Source organism: Clostridium perfringens, assembly GCF_016027375.1.
In the GTDB taxonomy this organism is placed as follows: Bacteria; Bacillota; Clostridia; order Clostridiales; family Clostridiaceae; genus Sarcina; species Sarcina perfringens.
Genome location: NZ_CP065681.1, coordinates 2172291 through 2193749, shown reverse-complemented (window position 1 = coordinate 2193749; position 21459 = coordinate 2172291). Strand labels below are relative to the sequence as shown.

Sequence of the window (21459 nt, the reverse complement as noted above, 5' to 3'; positions counted from 1 at the left end):
ATATGAGAGTTGCAAAAACTGGAGAAGAACTTTTAGCTATATGTAAAGAAGAAGGGATTAAGCTTAGTGAATATGCTTTAAGATGTGAAATGCAAAGTAAAAATCTGTCTAAAGAAGAAGTTTTAGAGAAACTTTCAAAAACTTTAGAGGTTATGAAAAAATCATCATCAAAAGGAAGAGAAGAAGAAGTATATTCACTTAGTGGATTAATAGGAGGAGATGCTTTTAAACTTCAAAAGTATTTAGAATCTGGAAAATCTTTCACAGGTAATGGAGCTATATTAGCTATGGCTATGGCTATTTCTTCATCTGAAGTAAATGCTTCTATGGGAAAAATAATTGCTTGTCCAACAGCAGGTTCTTGTGGAATTCTTCCTGCGGTAATGTTAACAGCTAAGGAAAGATTAAATCTTCAAGATGAAGATTTATTATATGGACTTTTAGCAGCATCAGCTATTGGACTTATAATTGGGAAAAATGCTACATTTTCAGGAGCAGAAGGTGGATGTCAAGCAGAATGTGGCTCAGCATCTGCCATGGCAGCTGGTGCCCTTGTAGAACTTATGGGAGGGACACCAGAAATGTCATTAAATGCCGCTGCAATAGTAATAAAGAATATATTAGGTCTTGTTTGTGATCCTGTTGCAGGTCTTGTTGAAATTCCTTGTGCTAAAAGAAATGCTTCAGGTGCCGTAAATGCTATATGTGCAGCAGATCTTGTAATGGCTGGAATAGAATCAAAAATACCTTTTGATGATACAGTAAGTGCTATGGCTCAAGTTGGAAAGGCTCTTCCAGAGACCTTAAGAGAAACAGCACTTGGAGGAGTAGCTATTACAAAAACAGGGCTTATGTTGAAGAAAAAAGTATTTGGTAAGTAATTTTAATAATATAAATTTATATTATGTATTTACAAAAAAAAGTGTACAAGTTAATACTTGTACACTTTTTACATTTTCTTTACAATTTCTTTATCCCATACAAACATTTGATCAGTATTAGTTAAAGATTTAAATAAATTTTTCTTAAAACCAGGCATAGTTTTATCTAAACTTCTAATAAGATTTTTCATATCTTCTCTTTTAGTTTTACCATCTGCAGGACAAGGATTTTTTATTACTGGGAAATTATATTCTGTTGCTGCCTTTCTTATTTGACTTTCCTCAATAAACACCATAGGTCTTATAAGAGTTAAATTATTTTTATGCATAAAGCTTTTAGGAGAGAAGCAGTTTATTCTTCCTTCATAGCTTATGGAGAGCATAAGGGTTTCTAAGGCATCATCTTTATGGTGTCCTAAGGCAACTTTGTTGCAACCAAGCTTTTCAGCATTATCATTTAATGCACCCCTTCTGAGATTTGCACATAAGGAGCATGGATTTTTTTCTTTCTTTATATCAAAAACTATTTCCTTTATATCTGTTTGAATTTCATAAAAAGGAACATCTATATTTTTACAAAGCTCATGTAATGGACTGTTATCAACTCCTCCAGGATTTAAAGTTATAGCTATTAATTCAAATTTTTCAGGAGAAAATCTTTGATAGTTTTTTAATATATGTAAAAGTGTTAGACTATCCTTTCCACCAGAAAGTCCTACGGCTATTTTATCACCATCTTCAATAAGGTTATATTCTTTTATAGCTTGTCTAGTTTTACTTAATAATTTTTGCATGGTTTTCATAAAAATCACCTCTTAATCTTTATTTAATTATCTTATAATAAAAAGGTGAAAATTAAAAGAGTGAAAATTTTAGAATAAAATTAAATTTGTTGTCAGATATTTAAATTGATATTCCAATTTAAACATGTTACATTAAAACTTAGATTAAGTATTAAAATTAAAAATTTAAATTTATATATTTAAATTTTTTTTGAAAGGAAATTAAAATGAGAAATATAAAAATTACTTTAGATTATGATGGGAGTAAGTACAAGGGATGGCAAAAGCAAAACCAAAAGGGAAGTAATGTTTCCACAGTTCAAGATAAATTAGAAAAAGTACTAACTAAAATGACTAGTGAAGAGATTCAACTAATTGGTTGTGGAAGAACTGATAGTGGTGTACATGCAAAAAATTATGTAGCAAATTTTAAGACAAATTCTCTTATGACTCTAGAACAAATTATTGAATACATAAATGAATATTTACCTGAAGATATAAGGGTAACGGAAATAAGAGAAGCAAGTGAAAGATTTCATGCTAGATTTAATGTTAAGTCTAAAACTTATGAATATACAATTGATAACAATAAGTTCAAAGATGTATTTTTAAGAAAATATGCATGGCATGTTGAAGAAAAGTTAGACCTAGAAGCTATGGAAGAAGGAGCAAAATATTTATTAGGCACTCATGACTTTAAGAGTTTTACAAGTTTAAAATCAAAGAACAAATCAACTTTAAGAACTATAAATAGCATTGAATTTCATGAAAATAATAATATATTAAGTATAAAGATAAATGGAAATGGCTTCTTATTAAATATGGTTAGAATAATAGTAGGAACTTTAGTAGATGTAGGACTTGGAAAAATTGAACCCAAATATATAAATGATATACTTGAAGCGAAAGAAAGAGCAAAAGCTTCAGAGAAAGCACCAGCTCATGGACTTTGTCTTTTAGAATTAAATTATTAAATAAAATCTGTATAAAAGAGTAGTTAAACTATTAATTAGTATTTATACTCTTTTATACAGATTATTTTATGCTTCTAATAAATCTTTTTCTAATTCATTCATAAGTGTCTCTACAGATACTATTTTATCTATTTTTGAGGCATTTTCACCACAAAAAATAAGTCCATTATCTATATCGCCTTTTACGGCATTTATAAGTGCTTGACTTATGCAATAAGGAGTATCAGCAGGATTACAAGGGATTAGGCAATTATAACAATGAGAAACCTTAGATTTTTCTGTTTCTGTAAATTGAACAAAGGAGTTCCTAATAGCTCTTCCTGGCATTCCAACAGGACTTTTTACTATGGATATACTTTCTTTATTACAATTTATATATGCTTCTTTAAACTTTATATTTGCATCACATTCATAAGTTGCCACAAAACGAGTTGCCATTTGAACTCCACTTGCACCTAGTTTTAAATATTTTGCAATATCCTTTCCATCAAAAACTCCACCTGCAACTATTATTGGAATTTTCTTTTCATATTTATCTTCATAAATAGAAGTTTCTTTTATTATATCTAGTATTGTTGAATCAAACTTTTTACTTTCATCTTCAAGTGATTCTTTAGTAAATCCTAAATGTCCTCCAGCTTTTGGTCCTTCAATTACAATCATATCTGGAGATACTTTATGATGCCTATCCCAAAGTTTTAAAATTACTTTGGCAGCTTTAAGGGAAGAAACTATAGGAGCTATTTTTACATTGCTACCTTTCGTAAATTTAGGAAGATGAGAGGGAAGGCCAGCTCCTGAAATTATTAAGTCAACTCCAGAGTCTATAGCAGCCTTTACATGCTCTGCGTAGTTATTCATAGCTACCATTAAATTAACGCCTATAATTCCATTTTGTGATTTTTCTTTAGCTATTCTTATATGTTTTTTTAAAGCTCTTAAATTAGCTTCTAAAGGATTATTCTTAAAGTCTTCTTCTAAGTATCCAGGTTGAGCACCGGATATAATTCCTATTCCTCCAGCTTTTGTTACAGCACTAGCTAAATTTGAAAGGGACACTCCAATTCCCATTCCTCCTTGTATAATAGGTAATCTAGCTGTTAAATTTCCAATTGTAAGTGGTTTTATATTCATAGAAACTATCCTTTCTGTCAAAAAAATTAGAAAAACAAATATTTTGATTGTTAAAATATTTGAATATAAATATATTATAAGGATAAGTTAGGAAATAAACAAGTATTAAAATAAATTAATTAATAGTAAAAAAATATGAATAAATATATTATAATTAATACTAAAGATATAGGATTATAAATAAGAAGTTAGGAGAGAGCTATGAAAAAATGTGATTGCAAGGGCTATAAAAGTTGTTTATGCAACAAGGAGCTTACTATATTTAAGGATTTAACAGAGGAAGAATTTAATAAATTAGCTACTGGAATGACATGTTTTCATTTTAATAAAGGGGAATATATATGTTATGAAGGTGAAAAGCTTTCGAAGCTATTTCTAATAAGTAAGGGAAGTGTAAAGACATCAAAGTTGACAAAAGGAGGAAAAGAGCAAATAATGCACATATTCTCTGTAGGGGACTATTTTGGAGAGACAAGCCTCTTTAATAATGAGGGAGGAATTTTATTTAATGCTATTGCTTTAAATGATGTTATAGTTTGTGCCGTAGATAAGGATAAAGTTGATAGTGTCTTAGAAGAAAATCCAAGAATAGCTATAGTTGTTTTGAAATCCTTAACTAATCGTTTAAAGGACACTGAAGAATTTGCTCATAAATTAGTAACTAATGATGTTAGAGTTAGAATAGCATATATGTTAAAAGAGTTTAAGAGAAAATATGGCAAAATAGAAAATGGGGAAATATTTATTGATTTACCAATTAATAGAGAAGATATGGCTAATTATTGTGGTATAACTAGAGAAACAATGAGTAGAAAACTCTCTATATTTGAGCACGAAGGATTAATAGAAATTAGAGGAAATAAATCTCTAATAATAAAAGACATAGAAAAATTAAATAAAATAATTTCATAGGAAATATTTATTCCTATGAAATTATTTTATTTTTAGAAAAAATTCTATTTAAAAGTTTATTTTTTCATAACTCCTTCATATTTAAATGAGGGAACATAGGCTTTTGAGTTAGTTCCACTTTCTTGTATAAATGCATTTTTAACTCCTAAAGATGCTGCATAATCTATAAGAGATTCATAATGTTTAGGGTTTAAAGGCTTATTTATTTCAGGATAATCACAAGACTTATTCATAGGAGTATATTGATTCATAATGCTTATGTAAACATCATCTCCAAATTTAGAAAATATAGTGTCTATAACTTTCTTTGAATCAAATAAAAGACCTGGAAGCATTAAATGTCTAATTATCATGCCCTTTAAAAGTTTACCTTCCTCTGAAAATTTTGGAGAACCTACTTGTCTAAACATTTCATCTAATACTGGAATTAAATTGTCCTTATAATTTTTTATCTTTGAATATTTAAGTGCATAATCATCCTTAAAATATTTAAAATCAGGAAGATACACATCTATGTAACCATCTAATAATTTTATTGTTTTTAAACTATCATATCCATTAGTATTATAGAGAATAGGAATACTTAATCCTTTTTCTTTTGCTATTTTTAAAGCCTCTATTATTTGAATTGCATAATGTGTTGGAGTAACTAAGTTTATATTTTCAGCTCCCTTTTCTTGAAGCTCTAAAAAGATTTCTGCTAACCTTTCAATTGATATTTCAAGTCCTTTAAAATCTTGACTTATTTCATGGTTTTGGCAAAAAACACATTTTAAATTACAATGAGAAAAAAATACTGTTCCAGATCCATTCTTAAAGGAAATAGGAGGTTCTTCCCAAGGATGAAGTTCTGCTCTAGCTACCTTAACTTTTTCACTAGCCTTACATACCCCAAGAGATTTAAATCTATTAACTTTGCAGTTTCTAGTGCAAAGAGTACATTCTTCTAATAGTTCTTTATTTTCCATTAAAACACCTCTAATCTATATTCAATATTAATTATATATTTTAAGAGATTAAGTAACAAGATTCTTAAAAATAGAAATAGTAATTTATGGCATTATATGGCCTATATGTTATAATTAATATATAAATAGAGGGGGCGAAATATATGGTAAGTATAAACAAAGATTTTATTTTAGATGTAGCAAAAGAAATTTTAAGTTTCCATAGTCCAAGTGGATTTTGTTTTGAGATTATGGAAAAGGTAGAAACAATAGTTGGTGAGCTAGGATATAATATAGAATTGACTAATAAGGGATGTGGAGTAATAACCATTCCTGGAGAAAGTGATGAAAAGGTTATTGGATTAGCTGCTCATGTAGATACCTTAGGGGCTATGGTTAGATCTATAACACCAAATGGAACTTTAAAGTTTGATTTAGTAGGAGGTCCAATAGTAGCAACTTTAGATTCAGAATACTGCATAATAAGAACAAGGGAAGGTAAAGAGTATACTGGAACTTTCTTAAGCACAAGCCCATCAATACATGTATTTGATGATGCATCAAGCAAGCCTAGAGATCCTAAGAATATGGAAATCAGAATTGATGAAAGAGTTTTAAATAAAGAGGATGTAAAGGCCTTAGGAATAAACAATGGAGATTTTATTTTTATAGATCCAAAAACAACAATAACTGAAAGTGGATTTATAAAATCAAGATTTATAGATGATAAGGGAAGTGTATCAGCTTTAATAGGATTATTAGAGCTATTAAAAAGAGAAAATATAAAGCCTAAATATAAAACAAAAATCTTTATATCTGTATATGAAGAGGTAGGACATGGAGCATCATATTTACCAGAGGATATAACTGAATTTATAGCAGTAGATATGGGATGCATTGGTGATGACTTAAGTTGCACAGAGTATGATGTTTCTATTTGTGCAAAGGATTCAGGTGGACCTTATGACTATAAAATTACATCAGATCTTATAGAATTAGCTAAAAATAATAATTTAAGCTATGCAGTAGATATATACCCTAGATACGGCTCAGATGTTGGAGCTGCCTTACGAGGTGGAAATAATATAAAAGGTGGCCTTATAGGCCCTGGAGTTCACGCTTCACATGGTATGGAGAGAACTCACCATGATGCTTTAGAAAACACCATAAAACTAATATATTTATATTTAACAAGGTAAAATAAGAAAAATAATTAACAAATTTGAGTCATCTAAAAGTAAAAAATACTTTTAGGTGACTTTTTTTAGATTATTATATAACTATTTATATATTTCACTTAAAAATATAAGATATGAACTACATAATTAATAATTTTTTTACTTGAATTAAGGATTAGCTAATATTAAAATTAATAAAACTGAGAATAGTTAAATTGAATTTTATTACTTAGATAATATTAGAATTAAGTGAAATTAAATTATAAGGTGATTAATAAATAAAACTTTTGTAAATAATATACTTAAGATAAAGTTGATTGGAGTGTAGAGAATGAAAGAGTTTTTAATAGTAAGTATTTTAGTTTCTACTTTATTCTTAAGTGAAGGATTAATTTATGGAAGTACTTTTTTAGAAAAAGAAGTTAATTTAAACAATGCTACAAGTATTTCCTTAGATAAGGAGTCGTATAAAGATTTGTATTATACTGGGGAAAAAGCCCCTTTAACTAATGAAGAAAAAAAGATAATAGAGAATTATGCTTTAAAATATAGGGAAAGGACTACTTTCTTAGATTTAGGCGCTAATATAGATGGATTTAAAGAAATAGGAAAGGAAATATATTATCAAATAACCTTATATTCTAAAAGTGTAAAAGGTAATGATTTAACAGGAATAGTAGATAGAGTTCTTATAAATAAAAAGGGAAATGTTTTAAAGGGTGAAAATGGGGAACCTTTAAGTGGAATAGAGGGTCTCATAACAAATTTGAATATAAGCAATAATGAGATTATGGAGTTAGAGAATATTGCAAGAAATTATGAAGCAAAATTAAATAATAAAGATTTAGATGTAGACATATGGGGAGAAAAAGAAATTAATAATGAGATTTATTATGGAGTTAATATATACTCTAATACTTTGAAAAAAGAAGGAATTTTTGAACCTTTAGAAAAATTATATATAAATAAATCTGGAGAAGTTATTAGAAATACAGAGACTTAGATTAGGAGGGTATAAATGGAATATGGAGATATTAAATTTTTAGTTAGGAAAAGTTTAAATACAGAAGAGGGACTAAATATAAGGCTTAAGATTAAAGATGTTAATTTAAGAGAAATTCAGCTTTATAGGGGTAAAACAAAAATAAACAATATAAAGTGTAAAGAGGAGTTTTATTGCGATTCAAACTTTATATATATTAATAATAAAAGCAGGGATTTGATTTTAGAATATGAGGTTTTAATAGGTAACTTAGGAAAGCATGGAAAAGGTGGAGAAATAGAAGAGGATTTAATAAGCTTTATGGGTGAACAAATACTTATGTTACCAGTTGAAATGCTTACAATGAATGATGACCTAAAATTAAATTGCATCCTAGAAATAGATTTTACCAATCTTATAGAAGATATAAAGAGTGAAGTCTATAGTGAAAAGGATTATAAAAGTATAATACCTTTTAAAGAAAATGATTTTAAGTCAAAGTGTGTAGGGGGTACTTGGAGCGATCTATATGAAATAATGAAGTCTTCATATACTTTTAGCTTTTTTGAAGAAATAGTTTTAATGAAAAACTATGGAGAAGTACATTTATATAGTAGTATTGAAAATTCATTTTTAAATGACAGTAGTAAGGAAGAGCTTATAAGAAATATAAAGTCTATTTGTGATTATTATTATGATTTATTTAAAATAGATTCTTTAAATAAGAAAGATTTGAATATAGTTTTACTTAGAAAGAGTAAAAAGGAGAACTCTTATATATTAGGCGGAAGTGGGAAAAATGTTATAAGTGCTACTTTTGATATGAATAAAAAGAGAGATTGGCAATTATTATCCCATAGAATATTTCATGCCTTTATGGATGATCTTTTAAAATCAAGAGTTTATCATCTTCCTCCAAATCTTTGGTTAACAGAGGGTTTAGCTACTTATTATGAAAACTTAGCTTTAGAATCCTTAGAAGAGGGATTAAAAGAAAGACTAGATATAAAGTTTAAAAAGGAAATGGCAAATTTATATACTAGATATTTATATATGACTTTAAAAGAGCCAAGCAGATTTAGAATAATTCCTATGGAAGAGGGAAGCATAAGAAGTCATGGTAAAATAGAGTTTTTACATTATACAAAGGCTCCCTTATTAGTATATTTTATAGAAACTTTAAATAATTCATGTGGTAATAAACATGAAATAATAGAATATTTAATTAATAACAAAGACAAAAGTTTTTCTATGCAAAATCTTTTTTATAATCTGTTAGGTTTTAGGTGTGATAGCTTTGCATCTAAATATTTATTTGGAAATAGTATAATTCCTCTATGGAATTTAAAAGAACATTTAGATGACAAAGAGGTTATTTGTAACTTACAGGAATATGAGTATATTTTGTGGACATGGTTTTTAGGAGAAGAAGAGAATTATATTAAAGATGATCTTAGGGAATATAACAAAAATATTGAGGAAATCATAAGCCTTAGAAATATTAATATTTATAATTCTTATTTAACAAAGGAAATTGAGGATTATTCTAAGGAATTAAGCTTTTTATTAAAGGCTTGGATTATTAGAAGTAATATATGTAGTGTTTCTTCTCAAGATGAAAATATTAGATATAAACTTTTAAAGGATAAAGAGAATCTTAGAATTTGGAAGGGATTTGTACAGCAATCCATAAAAAATAAGGTGAATATATAAGATAAGGCATCTATTAATTTTATGAAGGTTATAATATGATTTTTTTAGTTATAATATAAAATATTTAATAAATCAACATAATATATAAAGCTAACAAAATAATATAAATGAGCCTTTAGTAAAGTTAATATTATTATATTAACTTTATAATAAATACATTATAAGCTTATTCATTATGTCTAAATATAAAAATATATAAAGATAAAAGTTAAATATCAATAATTTTAATAAGGGTATTTTATAAGAAGTGAAATATACTAAATAATAGTAGTAGGTTATTTATGATATAATAATTTATGAAATAATTATATTTAAGAGTGGTAATATTTTTGTTTACAACTTTAAAGAATCTGATATAATAGAGTTTGTTATTTAAAATGAAATATTTTAGTGCTATGATGAAGAAGAGTATATAAGTAATTATTTTAAAGCGATTTAGGGAGGGTGAGAGCCTAAAAAATAATCTTATAGAAAGAAGCTTCGGAGCTTAGACTGAAAATCTTAAATTTTAAGGAGTAGGTCTAGGGGTAATTCCCTTAATTGATTATGAGTGAGTTAGCTTAGCTAACTAATTTAGGTGGTAACGCGGAAGTTAAGTCTTTCGTCCTAATTTTTAGGACGAGGGACTTTTTTTATTACATAAATTTAGAAAGGAAAGTGAAAAGAATGAGTTATGAAAATTTAGCTAATTTAATATTCCCAAACATAGACAAAACACCGGAATATTATTTTGAAAAATATCCAAAGAGAGATTTAAAAGAAGGGGCTAAAGTATTAAGATATGCACCAAGTCCAACTGGATTTCAACATATAGGAGGAGTTTTTGCTTCATTAATAAATGAAAGATTAGCTCACCAAAGTGGTGGAATATTCTACTTAAGAATAGAAGATACTGATCAAAAGAGAGAAGTTGAAGGTGCTATAGATGATACTATAAAAACTATGCATAACTTCGGAATGGATTTTGATGAAGGAATAACTGGTGAAAACTCAGAAAAGGGAGCTTATGCACCATATAAACAAAGTCAAAGAGCTGATATATACAGAGCTTTTGTTAAAGATCTTTTAAGAAAAGGATTAGCTTATCCATGTTTTATGACTTCTGAAGAATTAGAAGCTTTAAGAGAAAAACAAATTGCAGAAAAATTAACTCCAGGATGTTATGGAGAGTTTGCTAAATATAGAGATTTATCACCAGAAGAGGCTATAAAGAGAATTGAAGCTGGTGAAAGCTATGTTATAAGAATGAAGTCACCTGGAAATCCTGAAAAGAGAGTTGTTGCTCATGATATGATAAAAGGAGAGGTTTCATTCCCAGAAAATCTTCAAGATGTAGTAATAATAAAAGGTGATGGCCTTCCAACTTATCACTTTGCTCATGCAATAGATGATACATTAATGAGAACTACTCATGTTATAAGAGGAGAAGAATGGTTATCATCACTTCCAATACATCTTCAAATGTTTGAAGTTTTAGGAGTAGAAGCACCTAAATATGCTCATATTCCAACAATAATGAAAATGGATGGAAGTTCAAAAAGAAAATTATCAAAGAGAAAAGATCCAGAAAGTGCAGTAAGTTATTACAGTGAAAAAGGATATCCATCTCAATCAGTTATTGAATATCTTTTAAATATAATAAACTCAGCTTTCGAAGAGTGGAGAGCAGAAAATCCAGATGCAGATTATCATGATTACAAAGTTGAACTAGATAAAATGAGTAAGAGTGGAGCTTTATTTGATTTAGTTAAATTAAATGATGTAAGTAAAGATGTTATCTGTAAAATGAAACCAGAAGTTGTTTATGATTTATATACAAACTGGGCTAAAGAGTATGATAAAGAAATGTATGATTTAGTTACTTCTAAAGAAGCTATGATGAAAGAAGTATTCAATATAGATAAAGAAGGTCCAAAGCCAAGAAAAGACTTTGCTAAATGGGATGAAGTTAGAGAAAAAATATTCTACTTCTTTGATGAGTTATTTGATAAGGAAACAGCTAATGATGTTGAATTACCAAAAACTTTAGAATTAGAAGAAGCTAAGAGAATAATAGAAGCTTATGAAAAAGCATATAACTTTAATACAGATAAGGATACTTGGTTCTCAGATTTAAAAGAAGTTGCTGTAGAATTAGGATATGCTACTGATAGAAAGAAATATAAAAAGAACCCAGAAGAATACAAAGGAATGGTTTCTGATGTTGCAGGAGCTGTAAGAGCAGCTTTAACTCACAGAGCTAATACTCCAGATCTTTATACAATAATGCAAATTATGGGAGAAGAAGCTGTAAGAGAAAGATTTAAAAAATTCTTAGCTCTATAATTTGATTTTAAGAGGTTTTAACACAATGCTAATAAAAAGCTTGCAATGTTAATTTTTTAGTGGTATAATTAGAACATAACAGAAAAAGCTTTAAAAGATGAATAAAATTTTCCTTAAACTTAAAGAAAATTTTTATTAATCCATTTAAATCTTTAAATTTAAGGAGGATGTCAAAATGGCAGATAGAACATTAAAATGTAAAGACTGTGGAGCAGATTTCATATTCACTGAGGGAGAGCAAGCTTTCTACAAAGAAAAAGGATTTGAAAATGATCCAGTAAGATGCTTAGATTGCAGAAGAGCAAGAAAAGCTCAAAGAAACAATAGATAATAATTTGTTTATTATAAGGTTGTAAGATTAGTCTTACAACCTTTTTTATTTTTATAATAAAAAATTCTTTCTAAATTTAAACTATATATAATTTTTAATATATAGTGAAAAATCTATATTGTTATTAAATAGGGGTTGTAAACTTTAAAATAAACCATTTTCTAAAAGAGTTAAAATCAATATTGATCTTAGTTTAGTATTATAATTAAATTTTGGAGGTGTTTTATATGGAGATATATACTATAGGACATTCTAATTATGATTTAAGTAGACTTGTTGACATGCTAAATAAATATAATATAAATTGTGTAGTTGATATAAGGGGAATACCTTATTCTAAATATAATGTGCAATACAATAAGGAAGCAATTCAAAAAACTTTAAATGACTTAGGATTTACATACATATATATGGCAAAGGAATTTGCTGCAAAGAGAGATAGCAAAATATCTTACAATAAAGAAGGCTATGCTGATTTTCATAAGGTTATTAATGAGGAATCTTTTAAAAATGGAATAGAGAGACTTAAAATAGGAATAAGTAAAGGATATAGAATAGCTTTGTTAGGTGCTATGCAGGAACCTGTAAGATGTCATAGGAGTATATTAGTCGGAAGAGAATTAGAAAAATACGGATTTAAGGTTAATCATATACTTCACGATTATTCAATATGTGATCAAAGAGAAATAGAGAATATGCTTTTAGATAAATATTTTAAGGATAGAGGGCAGATTACCATAGATTCACTTATAGGAAATGAAAAGAGTGAAGAGGAAATGATAGAAGAAGGATATGATTTAGCAAATAAAGAAATTGGATATAGGATGGAAAAGCTAAAATAGTAGTTTAGAATAACTACTATTTTAGCTTTTATTAATTAAAGTTTAATGTTAGGTGTAATAAATAAAGTTAGGTTACAATAATATTTTATTTTTTATTTAGTTGAAGATTTCCAATAATGAACAAAATCCTCAAGGATTTTTCTAAGTACAGTTCCTATTTCTGAATAAGCATCATCATCTAAATTAGCTAAAGATATTCTTACTGACCATTCAGGCCCTTGGAATCCACCACCGCTTAATAAGACAATAGATGATTCCTCAGCTAATTTATATAAAACATCTACAGGTTTATAATTTGATTCTAAATAATTTGCAAATTCAGGACCATAATTTTTAAGAGCCCATTGCAATAAATCAAACTCAGCATAATATGATGCATCATATGGATTTTCTTTAATCGGTAAGTCTAGTCCTTCAAATAATAATTTTTGACGTCTGTGGCATATATCAATAGTTTGATTTTTATATGTATTTTCTTTATCAACTAAAGAGAATGCAGAAAAGAAGGCCATTTGCACTTGTTGAGGGGTTGAAAGCCCAGCAGTGTGATTTAGTGCTACTTGGCGGCTATCAGCAACTATTCTATCAATAAATGGAATTTTTTCTGGGTCTGTTGATAGAGACTCATATCTTTTATTTACCATTTCCTTTTTCTCACTAGGCAGTTCACTTATTAGTTTATCAAATATATTATCTTCATAAAGGGCCAAGGTACCAAGTCTCCAACCAGTTACTCCAAAGTATTTAGAATATGAATAAACACCTATGGAGTTATTAGGAAGATCAGCCACTAATGATTGAAACTTATTAACGAAGGTTCCATAAACATCATCAGAAATTATCATTAAATTTGGATTATAGTTAGTAACTATATCCTTTAAAAGCTCCTTACTTTTATCATGAATGGCCATAGAAGGAGGATTGCTTGGGTTAACTAAAAATAAAGCCTTTATTGATGGATCTTTTAATTTGTTTAATTCCTCCTCTGGATACTGCCAAGTATAGCTTCCTTCTTCATTTATTTCACTAGCATGAATATATATACTTTCTAAATCATATCTAGGGAGTTGAGGAATTTCTAAATAAGGAGTAAAAATAGGTGTCATTATAGCTATTTTATCTTTTCTTTGAAGTAACTCATTTGCTATTAAGGAATCAAAAATATAGCACATAGCGGCAGTAGCACCTTCAACAGCAAAAAGTTTGAATTTTTTTGAAGGTGGAAGATAACAAAGTTCTTTTAAAAGATAATCATGAACTATAGCTTCTATATGAGGAAGCATTCTATCTGGATAGGGATAATTATCTCCAATGATTGCATCACATAATTCATATAGGAAATCATCAGGATTAAATCCTTTTTCCTTTATGCCATAGTTAATTATTTTTTCTAATAATTCAATGGCTGGAAAATTTTTGTTTTCTTCTATAAATTTTAAAAATCTATTATATATTCCTTCTTTATGAGGAATTCCAGCTAAATCACAAGATTCAAAGGTTCTTTTTGTTTCAGATACAGCAAAATGACCAAAGGTAAAAAAGGCATCACGTGGTGTAGATGCTGTCCAGTTAGGATTTCCACGTCCAGCATCTAAAAGAATATGGGCACTTTTTTTGTCCTTAGCTAAATCTATTAATTTATTTTTAAATTCAAAGGGACTTATTTTTCCATATATTTTTTTTAGTTCTTCTAATTGTAGATTTTTATTTGTCATTGTAATTCCTCCTAAAATTGTGCTTAGTCATAGTATAGGTATAAAGAGGAATTTCTATAATCATAAAATAAAAAAGGGCATGTATCAAAATAAGTTTTATTAGTATATTTGATACAGCCACTTTTTAGTGATTATTTATTTGACATTGCTTGAAAAATTTCTAAGAAAAATTCTTCAAGTTCATTTATTTTCTTTTCAAGGTTACATACACGTTCTTCTAAAGATTTATCCCTATTACTTTCTAAGGAATCAGAGTTTATATTTTTTATAAAATCTGAATTAATTTTTAAATCTCTAAAGTCTTTTTTTAAGTCTTCTAAGGAATAGGCATTTGAATTTAAAAAATTCATTTCATCTAAGTCACAATCTACTTTAGGAATTCTTCTTCTACCTTTAAAGTTTTTAGGTATTTTTATTTCAAAAGGTAACTTGCTTTCACTGTTAAGACCATGAGAAGTTGTTTCTATTTCATCATTCACAGGAAGTTTTTCTATAGCAACTTCTTCTAATATATTACTATTTGTAGATTTTATGTTGATTTCTTTCTTATTAAAATTATCAGTATATTCTATCTTAGAAGAAGAAGGTTTATTTTCTTTCTTCTTAATTAAAAATATTTTAGAAAAACTATTTTTAAAATATGAAATCATCCTTTTAATTAGAGTTTTCTTTTTCTTCTTTTTTCTTCTAGCTGTTCTAGATACTCTAGGAATTTCTAAAGTCATACTTTGAGAAGTTTTAGTATTATCCTCTAAATTATCTTCCTTAGTAACACTAACTTTTTCAGATGTTTTAATTTCAGGTAACAATATACTAGTAGTTTCAATATCTTTTATGTTTAATTTTTCATTTATAGAATCTATTATAGATTGAACATCCTCACGTTCTGGTGTTTTAGGAAGGGAGGATTTACTTGTTTCAACTGAAGGCTTTATATCTATTGAAGTAGATTCTTCTTTATCCTTTTTAAAATAACCATCTGTACTATCAAAGAAAAAACCTTCTTCATTCATAAATTTTATTATATCTTTCTTTTGTATATCTATTTTTTTTGAAAGCTCTTTAAGAGAAATTCCATCTAGAACTAAAGAGTTATTTATTAATTTAACCTTATCTGAATTGTTCATATTTTTAAAGCTTATTTTTTTGTTACTCATAATTTCTCACCCTTAATACAAATATAAATTATGTCAATAGTAATGTGAGCTTTGCCATATTACAAAAGTTTCTAAAAATATTATAAAATAAAAACGAAGAATTTGAAATATATTACAATTAAAATAGGGAAAAATTTCAAAGATTTTTACATAATATATATAATTTTTATATATATTATAATTTAATTCTCATTTAATGAAGAATTTAGTAAGAAAGATTGTTGCTAAAAAATAGATACAAATGTAAAATAATATTAGAAATAAATTAAATCAAATTAAAGTTATACTAAAAAGGAGAATAAACATGAATATAGATGAATTAACAAAAAGAATAAATGAATTACACAAGAAGCATAAAGAAGAAGGTTTATCAGAGGATGAACATAAAGAAAGAGAAGAACTTAGAAAAGAATATATAAATAGATTCAAAAGCAACTTAAGAGAACAGTTAAAAGGAATTGAGCCGAAAAATAAGAAAAATTAAGGGTGATTTATGTGGGTGTTACAATAGAGAAGTTAATAAAGGATTTTAGTTTAGAGGTAATTCAAACTGGCGAAGAGAATGTCCCTATAAATGTTAGTGATGTAAATAGACCAGGATTACAATTAGCTGGCTTTTATAACTATTTTGCTCCAGAAAGAATTCAAGTTATAGGGAAAGCTGAATGGAGCTTTTTAGAAGATATGTCTCCAGATCTTAGGAAGAAAAGATTAAATAAATTTTTTTCATTTGATATATCTTGTCTTATAATAACTAGAGGTTTAGAGATACATGAGGAACTTTTAAAAGCAGCTAGAAAGAGAAACTTATGGATTCTTAGAAGTGACATGGTAACTACTAAGTTTATAAGTAAAATCACTATGTATTTATCAGATAAAATGGCTCCTGAAACAAGATTACATGGGGTTCTTGTTGATGTATATGGTATAGGAATGTTAATCACAGGGGAAAGTGGTATAGGTAAAAGTGAAACTGCCCTAGAACTTATTAAAAGAGGACATAGATTAGTAACAGATGATGCTGTTGATATAAAAGAAATAGATGGAGATTTAATAGGTAGATCGCCAGAGATAACTTTTGGAATGCTTGAAGTTAGAGGTATGGGAATAATCGATGTATCAGCACTATATGGATTAAGTTCAATTTTAAATTCTAAGCAAATAAAGATAATAATTCATTTTGAGCATTGGAAAGATGATGGAGATTATGATAGATTAGGTGTAAACGACGAATATCAAGATATATTAGGTGTTAAAGTTAAAAAACTAAGGGTTCCAATAAGACCTGGAAGAAACATAGCAGTAATAATAGAAGCTGCTGCAGCTAATTATAGATATCAACGTATGTCAGACATTTCACCAGTTGATATAATTGAAAAAAGAATGCTTGAAAGCATGGAAAAAGAGAGTAAAATTTAATAAAAAGTATAAACTATAACCATATCAGAATTAAAGGTGATGATATGGTTATATTTAATATTGAGGAAAATTTTAAAGTAGTTGAAGAATGGAAAAAGGATGAGTTTCCAGCATGGATTTTAATGGAAGAAGATGAAGTCAATCTTTTAGAAAAAATGTTTTCTTATGAGTGTATAAATGAATGTATTGACTATAAACAGGAACAAAGAATAGACTGTTTCAAGGATTATACATTTATTTTAATTAATATAATAGAGCAAGTTGAAAAGCAAATTATCTCTAAAGAACTTGATATATTCTTAGGAAAAAGTTTTATAGTTACTGTTTATAAGAGTAATATCTCACTTCTATATGATTTAATTGAAGATATAAAAGAAGAAAAGAATTGCCAGTTATTTAAAGTAGATAAGAGTCCATCTATTATTCTTTATTACATTTTAGATAGGATTATAATAAATAACTATAATATAATATCTGATTTGGAGACTGAAGGAGATAAGATTGAGTTAGAAATTCTTAAAGATCCTGAAAGCAAGCATTTAAATTCCCTATTATTTATAAGAAGAGAAGCTTATAAACTTAGAAAACTTATAAAGCCAATTAGGTATATTGGAGATACCCTTGTTATAGATGAAAATGAAGTAATAGGAGAAGGGAATAAAGTTTATTTTAAAAATATAAATAGTAAAATAGAAAAGTTAATTACATCCTTAGATACCTTATCACAGGAGTTAGCAATTGTAAGAGAAGCTTATGAATCAGAACTAGCCAACAAGACAAATGAATTAATGAAGGTATTTACAATAATAACAGCAGTTTTTTTACCTTTAGAATTAATAACGGCTATATTTTCTATGAGTTTTGAATCTATGCCCTTTAAAACATGCCCTTATGGATTTTATATTTTAGTTTTTATATTAAGTTTAATGGCTATAATCTTGCTACTAATATTTAAAATAAGAAAATTTCTATAGTTTGACAAAATATTACCAAAAATATAGAATTGAATTAGAAGATAAAATAGATTGGAGGGCTATATTATGAAAGATGTAAAAGTTTTAAAAAAAGAATATGAAAATGCTTGGACTAAATATGAAGAGGCAGATTTAAAACAGGTATTTTCATTAAGTGATAGATATAGGGAGTTCATGTCAGTTGCTAAAACTGAAAGAGAATGTGTTAAGGTTTTAGCTCATATGGCAGAAAGTAAAGGGTTTAAAAATTTTTATGAAGTTATTAAAAATGGAGAAAAAGTGACAGCAGGGGATAAACTTTATTCTATAAACATGGATAAAACAATAACTTTAATAAAAGTAGGTTCAGAACCATTAGAAAAGGGATTAAGAATAATAGGAGCTCACATAGATTCTCCAAGAATGGATGTTAAACAAAATCCATTATATGAAGATTCCGGATTAGCATTATTAGATACTCATTATTACGGAGGAGTAAAAAAATATCAATGGGTAACTATACCTCTTGCAATACATGGAGTTGTTGTAAAAAAAGATGGAACTAAGGTAGATATTAAAATAGGAGAAGATGAAAATGATCCTGTTTTAGGAATTTCAGATCTTTTAATCCATTTATCAGCAGATCAATTAGATAAAAAAGGAGCTAAAGTAGTAGAAGGAGAAGACCTAAATATTTTAGTTGGAAGTATGCCATTAAAAGGAACTGAGGAAAAAGAGGCTGTTAAAGCTAATATATTAGTTTTATTAAATGAAAAATATGGCATAACTGAGGAAGATTTTGTATCAGCTGAGTTAGAAGTAGTTCCTGCTGGTAAGGCAAGAGATTATGGATTAGATAGAAGTATGATTTTAGCATATGGTCACGATGATAAAATATGTGCATATACTTCAGCAGAGGCTTTAATGGATTTAGAAAATGTTGATAAAACATGTGTAGCATTATTAGTTGATAAAGAAGAGATAGGTAGTGTGGGAGCTACAGGAATGCAATCAAGATTCTTTGAAAATATAATTGCAGAACTTATGGATAGAAAAGGAGAATATTCTGAATTAAAACTTAGAAGATGTCTTCAAAATTCAATGATGTTATCAGCTGATGTTACTGCAGCTTTTGATCCAAACTATCCTTCTGTATGTGAAAAGAAAAACACAGCTTATTTTGGACATGGAGTAGTATTTAGCAAATATACAGGAGCTAGAGGAAAAGCAGGTTGCAATGATGCTAATGCAGAATATATAGCTCACTTAAGAAATATAATGGATAGAAATGGTGTTGTATGGCAAACTGGAGAGCTTGGAAAAGTAGACCAAGGTGGCGGTGGTACAATCGCTTATATATTAGCTCAATACAATATGGAAGTTATAGATTGTGGAGTAGCATTACAAAATATGCATGCGCCTTTAGAAGTAGCATCTAAAGCAGATTTATATGAAACTAAAAAATGTTATAAGGCATTTTTTGAAGAAGCATAATTAATCAGTTAAGAAAGGCTGTATCAAAATATCTAATCTAATATATATGATTTAGAGTATATTAGATGTATTTATGGTACAGTCCTTTTTATATTAAAATAATTTGTTTGATAAGGATTTATATATGAATAAAGTATTAAAGGGGAATTTAATTTTTTTAAGTTTTATATTGTTAGTAACATTAATTTTTATAGAAAGATATAATGGTGAAAATATTCTTTTAATTTTAAGTTTGATTTTTTATCTTGAAATAATATTTATAACAAGGAAATTTCTTAAATACATAAATTTAGGTCAAGCTATAAAAAATAGGAGTATTTTTAGTAGAGAACACAAGAATAAAAATAAATTTATTAATAAAGTTTTGTTAGAGGAGAGATTAGACCCTCTAAGCAATGTATTTACTAGATTTGAATTTAAAAATAATCTTGAAATGTGGAAAGGAGAATATACACTTTTCCTAATTGATTTAAGAAAATTTAGTTTAATAAATGATGCTTTAGGCAGAGGTAAAGGAGATGAAGTTTTAAGGGAGTTTGGTAATGGATTAAATAATATATCAAAAAGCTTAGCTTCTAAAAATTTATATGGTGTATATGGAGGAGAAGAATTTTTAGTTGCAATTAATAGTAAAAATAAAGAAGATATAATAGAAGTTTTAAATAAGCTAGATAATTTGAAAAAAATAAGATTAAATAGCCTTAATAAAGAAATTAAAATGGAATTTAATATAGGATATTCTATAAATTTAGGAAATAAGAGTTTTGAGGAAATAATTGAAGAAGTGTTTTTTGCTAAGGAAAGAGCTAAAAAAGAAGATTTTATATCTGTCATAGAATATACAGAAGAACTAAAGGGCATAAGAAAAAAGAATAATTTAATAATAAGAGATATTAAAGATGCATTAATAAATAAAAAGTTATATACTGTTTATCAACCTCAAATATCATCCTTAGATGATAAAATAAAAGGTTATGAGACTCTCATAAGATGGAATCATGAAACTCTAGGCTCTATATCAGCTAGTGATATAGTTAAAAGCTTAGAAGAAATAGATGCTATTAAGGATTTAGATTTATATGTTTTTGAATCAACCTGTGAATTTCAAAGTAGGTTAATTCAAAATAATATTGAGTTACAATGTTCAGTTAACATATCAATAAACACCTTAAAACATAGAGGGGTAGGATCTAATCTTTATAAGATAAGTAAAAATTATAACCTTAAACCAGAAAATATTACCTTAGAGATTTTAGAGAATTCTGATTTAGAGGTTAGCGGAAATGCTATAAATGAAATTATTAAGCTTAAAAAATATGGATTTAAAATATCTATAGATGATTTTGGAAAGGGGTATTCATCTATAAATAGAGTATTAAAGATACCTTTTGATCAAATAAAAATACCAAAGGACTTTATATCAGATATACCTAATAGTAAATATATAGCCATAATAAATTCAATTTCAAATTTTGCTAAGACTTTAGGAGCTGAACTTGTTATTGAAGGTGTTGAAAGCAAAGAATACTATGATTTTTTTAAGTTATTAGATTTTGATGTTATTCAGGGTTTTTATTTTTCAAAAGCATTAAATGAAAAAGAGTTCTTAGAATATGTAAATAATTTAGGTGTAAGTGTTTCAATATAGGATTATTTAAATTTATAAAAGTTAATTTATTGTTTAGTTTAAGTTATTATTTCAATATGTTCTTATTTAGGA

19 protein-coding genes and 1 other annotated feature are annotated in these 21459 nt (G+C 27.4%); of the genes, 14 read left to right on the top strand and 5 right to left on the bottom strand.

Translation table 11 applies throughout. The annotated features are described in order from the left end of the window. The first annotated feature begins 2 nt into the window (after nt 1-2). Nucleotides 3-881, top strand: a complete 879-nt coding sequence (sdaAA, locus tag I6G60_RS10450; RefSeq protein ID WP_110083609.1) for an L-serine ammonia-lyase, iron-sulfur-dependent, subunit alpha — start codon at nt 3-5, stop codon at nt 879-881. Between the two features lie 68 nt (nt 882-949). Here the strand turns inward: sdaAA and I6G60_RS10445 are convergent, their stop codons facing one another. Further along, nucleotides 950-1675, bottom strand: a complete 726-nt coding sequence (locus I6G60_RS10445; protein WP_003481124.1) for a tRNA 2-thiocytidine(32) synthetase TtcA — start codon at nt 1673-1675, stop codon at nt 950-952. A 215-nt stretch (nt 1676-1890) separates the two neighbouring features. On the opposite strand from I6G60_RS10445, the gene truA reads away from it, so the two are divergent. Then, nucleotides 1891-2637, top strand: coding sequence for a tRNA pseudouridine(38-40) synthase TruA (truA, locus tag I6G60_RS10440; protein WP_003448403.1), 747 nt, complete (start codon nt 1891-1893; stop codon nt 2635-2637). Nucleotides 2638-2703: 66 nt separating this feature from the next. On the opposite strand, the gene I6G60_RS10435 is transcribed toward truA, so the two are convergent. Beyond that, nucleotides 2704-3771 carry an NAD(P)H-dependent flavin oxidoreductase gene (locus I6G60_RS10435; protein WP_070956738.1) on the bottom strand — a complete coding sequence of 356 codons (1068 nt, stop codon included), beginning with the start codon at nt 3769-3771 and terminating at the stop codon, nt 2704-2706. Between the two features lie 201 nt (nt 3772-3972). On the opposite strand from I6G60_RS10435, the gene I6G60_RS10430 reads away from it, so the two are divergent. Beyond that, nucleotides 3973-4683: a Crp/Fnr family transcriptional regulator gene (locus I6G60_RS10430; RefSeq protein ID WP_061427646.1), complete on the top strand. Its 711-nt coding sequence runs from the start codon at nt 3973-3975 to the stop codon at nt 4681-4683. A gap of 56 nt (nt 4684-4739) precedes the next feature. Here the strand turns inward: I6G60_RS10430 and I6G60_RS10425 are convergent, their stop codons facing one another. Next, on the bottom strand, nt 4740-5651 hold the full coding sequence (locus tag I6G60_RS10425) for a radical SAM protein (protein WP_111744177.1): 912 nt from the start codon (nt 5649-5651) through the stop codon (nt 4740-4742). A 143-nt stretch (nt 5652-5794) separates the two neighbouring features. On the opposite strand from I6G60_RS10425, the gene I6G60_RS10420 reads away from it, so the two are divergent. The 6 genes from I6G60_RS10420 to I6G60_RS10395 all read left to right on the top strand — a co-directional run bounded on the left by I6G60_RS10420 (nt 5795) and on the right by I6G60_RS10395 (nt 13001). Then, entirely contained in the window at nt 5795-6829 is a 1035-nt protein-coding gene (locus tag I6G60_RS10420) for a M42 family metallopeptidase (protein WP_111744178.1), read from the top strand. Nucleotides 6830-7139: 310 nt separating this feature from the next. After that, the gene (locus tag I6G60_RS10415; RefSeq protein ID WP_111744179.1) at nt 7140-7811 is read left to right on the top strand and encodes a hypothetical protein; all 672 of its coding nucleotides are present in this window, start codon (nt 7140-7142) and stop codon (nt 7809-7811) included. Between the two features lie 15 nt (nt 7812-7826). Further along, nucleotides 7827-9503 (top strand): hypothetical protein, encoded by a 1677-nt coding sequence (locus I6G60_RS10410; RefSeq protein WP_111744180.1) that lies wholly within the window; start codon nt 7827-7829, stop codon nt 9501-9503. 386 nt (nt 9504-9889) lie between these two features. After that, nucleotides 9890-10115 (top strand) — a binding site (T-box leader). A gap of 54 nt (nt 10116-10169) precedes the next feature. Then, on the top strand, nt 10170-11828 hold the full coding sequence (gene gltX / locus I6G60_RS10405; RefSeq protein WP_003448423.1) for a glutamate--tRNA ligase: 1659 nt from the start codon (nt 10170-10172) through the stop codon (nt 11826-11828). Nucleotides 11829-12003: 175 nt separating this feature from the next. Continuing rightward, entirely contained in the window at nt 12004-12159 is a 156-nt protein-coding gene (locus I6G60_RS10400) for a zinc-ribbon domain-containing protein (protein WP_003481131.1), read from the top strand. A 227-nt stretch (nt 12160-12386) separates the two neighbouring features. Then, the gene (locus I6G60_RS10395; protein ID WP_003458534.1) at nt 12387-13001 is read left to right on the top strand and encodes a DUF488 domain-containing protein; all 615 of its coding nucleotides are present in this window, start codon (nt 12387-12389) and stop codon (nt 12999-13001) included. A 92-nt stretch (nt 13002-13093) separates the two neighbouring features. Here the strand turns inward: I6G60_RS10395 and aspD are convergent, their stop codons facing one another. Continuing rightward, entirely contained in the window at nt 13094-14716 is a 1623-nt protein-coding gene (aspD, locus tag I6G60_RS10390; protein WP_111744181.1) for an aspartate 4-decarboxylase, read from the bottom strand. A gap of 131 nt (nt 14717-14847) precedes the next feature. After that, complete coding sequence (locus I6G60_RS10385) at nt 14848-15873, bottom strand: hypothetical protein (protein ID WP_111744182.1); 1026 nt, start codon at nt 15871-15873, stop codon at nt 14848-14850. Nucleotides 15874-16177: 304 nt separating this feature from the next. On the opposite strand from I6G60_RS10385, the gene I6G60_RS10380 reads away from it, so the two are divergent. From I6G60_RS10380 to I6G60_RS10360, 5 genes are all read left to right on the top strand, one after another. Next, nucleotides 16178-16357 (top strand): DUF896 domain-containing protein, encoded by a 180-nt coding sequence (locus I6G60_RS10380; protein WP_003448677.1) that lies wholly within the window; start codon nt 16178-16180, stop codon nt 16355-16357. Nucleotides 16358-16368: 11 nt separating this feature from the next. After that, a complete protein-coding gene (gene hprK / locus I6G60_RS10375) occupies nt 16369-17292 on the top strand; it encodes an HPr(Ser) kinase/phosphatase (RefSeq protein ID WP_003448672.1) in 924 nt (307 codons plus the stop codon). Between the two features lie 44 nt (nt 17293-17336). After that, on the top strand, nt 17337-18266 hold the full coding sequence (locus tag I6G60_RS10370; RefSeq protein WP_011590638.1) for a magnesium transporter CorA family protein: 930 nt from the start codon (nt 17337-17339) through the stop codon (nt 18264-18266). 66 nt (nt 18267-18332) lie between these two features. Further along, complete coding sequence (locus I6G60_RS10365) at nt 18333-19739, top strand: aminopeptidase (protein ID WP_057257742.1); 1407 nt, start codon at nt 18333-18335, stop codon at nt 19737-19739. Nucleotides 19740-19863: 124 nt separating this feature from the next. Continuing rightward, on the top strand, nt 19864-21387 hold the full coding sequence (locus I6G60_RS10360; protein ID WP_111744183.1) for an EAL domain-containing protein: 1524 nt from the start codon (nt 19864-19866) through the stop codon (nt 21385-21387). The last annotated feature ends 72 nt before the right edge of the window (nt 21388-21459 follow it).

Coding starts and splice junctions, on each gene's coding strand:
- I6G60_RS10370 (WP_011590638.1), top strand. CDS start 17,337: ATGGTTATATTTAATATTGAGGAAAATTTTAAAGTAGTTGAAGAATGG.
- I6G60_RS10430 (WP_061427646.1), top strand. CDS start 3,973: ATGAAAAAATGTGATTGCAAGGGCTATAAAAGTTGTTTATGCAACAAG.
- I6G60_RS10365 (WP_057257742.1), top strand. CDS start 18,333: ATGAAAGATGTAAAAGTTTTAAAAAAAGAATATGAAAATGCTTGGACT.
- aspD (WP_111744181.1), bottom strand. CDS start 14,716: ATGACAAATAAAAATCTACAATTAGAAGAACTAAAAAAAATATATGGA.
- I6G60_RS10360 (WP_111744183.1), top strand. CDS start 19,864: ATGAATAAAGTATTAAAGGGGAATTTAATTTTTTTAAGTTTTATATTG.
- sdaAA (WP_110083609.1), top strand. CDS start 3: ATGAGAGTTGCAAAAACTGGAGAAGAACTTTTAGCTATATGTAAAGAA.
- I6G60_RS10420 (WP_111744178.1), top strand. CDS start 5,795: ATGGTAAGTATAAACAAAGATTTTATTTTAGATGTAGCAAAAGAAATT.
- I6G60_RS10385 (WP_111744182.1), bottom strand. CDS start 15,873: ATGAGTAACAAAAAAATAAGCTTTAAAAATATGAACAATTCAGATAAG.
- gltX (WP_003448423.1), top strand. CDS start 10,170: ATGAGTTATGAAAATTTAGCTAATTTAATATTCCCAAACATAGACAAA.
- I6G60_RS10415 (WP_111744179.1), top strand. CDS start 7,140: ATGAAAGAGTTTTTAATAGTAAGTATTTTAGTTTCTACTTTATTCTTA.
- I6G60_RS10425 (WP_111744177.1), bottom strand. CDS start 5,651: ATGGAAAATAAAGAACTATTAGAAGAATGTACTCTTTGCACTAGAAAC.
- I6G60_RS10435 (WP_070956738.1), bottom strand. CDS start 3,771: ATGAATATAAAACCACTTACAATTGGAAATTTAACAGCTAGATTACCT.
- I6G60_RS10395 (WP_003458534.1), top strand. CDS start 12,387: ATGGAGATATATACTATAGGACATTCTAATTATGATTTAAGTAGACTT.
- I6G60_RS10410 (WP_111744180.1), top strand. CDS start 7,827: ATGGAATATGGAGATATTAAATTTTTAGTTAGGAAAAGTTTAAATACA.
- truA (WP_003448403.1), top strand. CDS start 1,891: ATGAGAAATATAAAAATTACTTTAGATTATGATGGGAGTAAGTACAAG.
- I6G60_RS10445 (WP_003481124.1), bottom strand. CDS start 1,675: ATGCAAAAATTATTAAGTAAAACTAGACAAGCTATAAAAGAATATAAC.
- I6G60_RS10380 (WP_003448677.1), top strand. CDS start 16,178: ATGAATATAGATGAATTAACAAAAAGAATAAATGAATTACACAAGAAG.
- I6G60_RS10400 (WP_003481131.1), top strand. CDS start 12,004: ATGGCAGATAGAACATTAAAATGTAAAGACTGTGGAGCAGATTTCATA.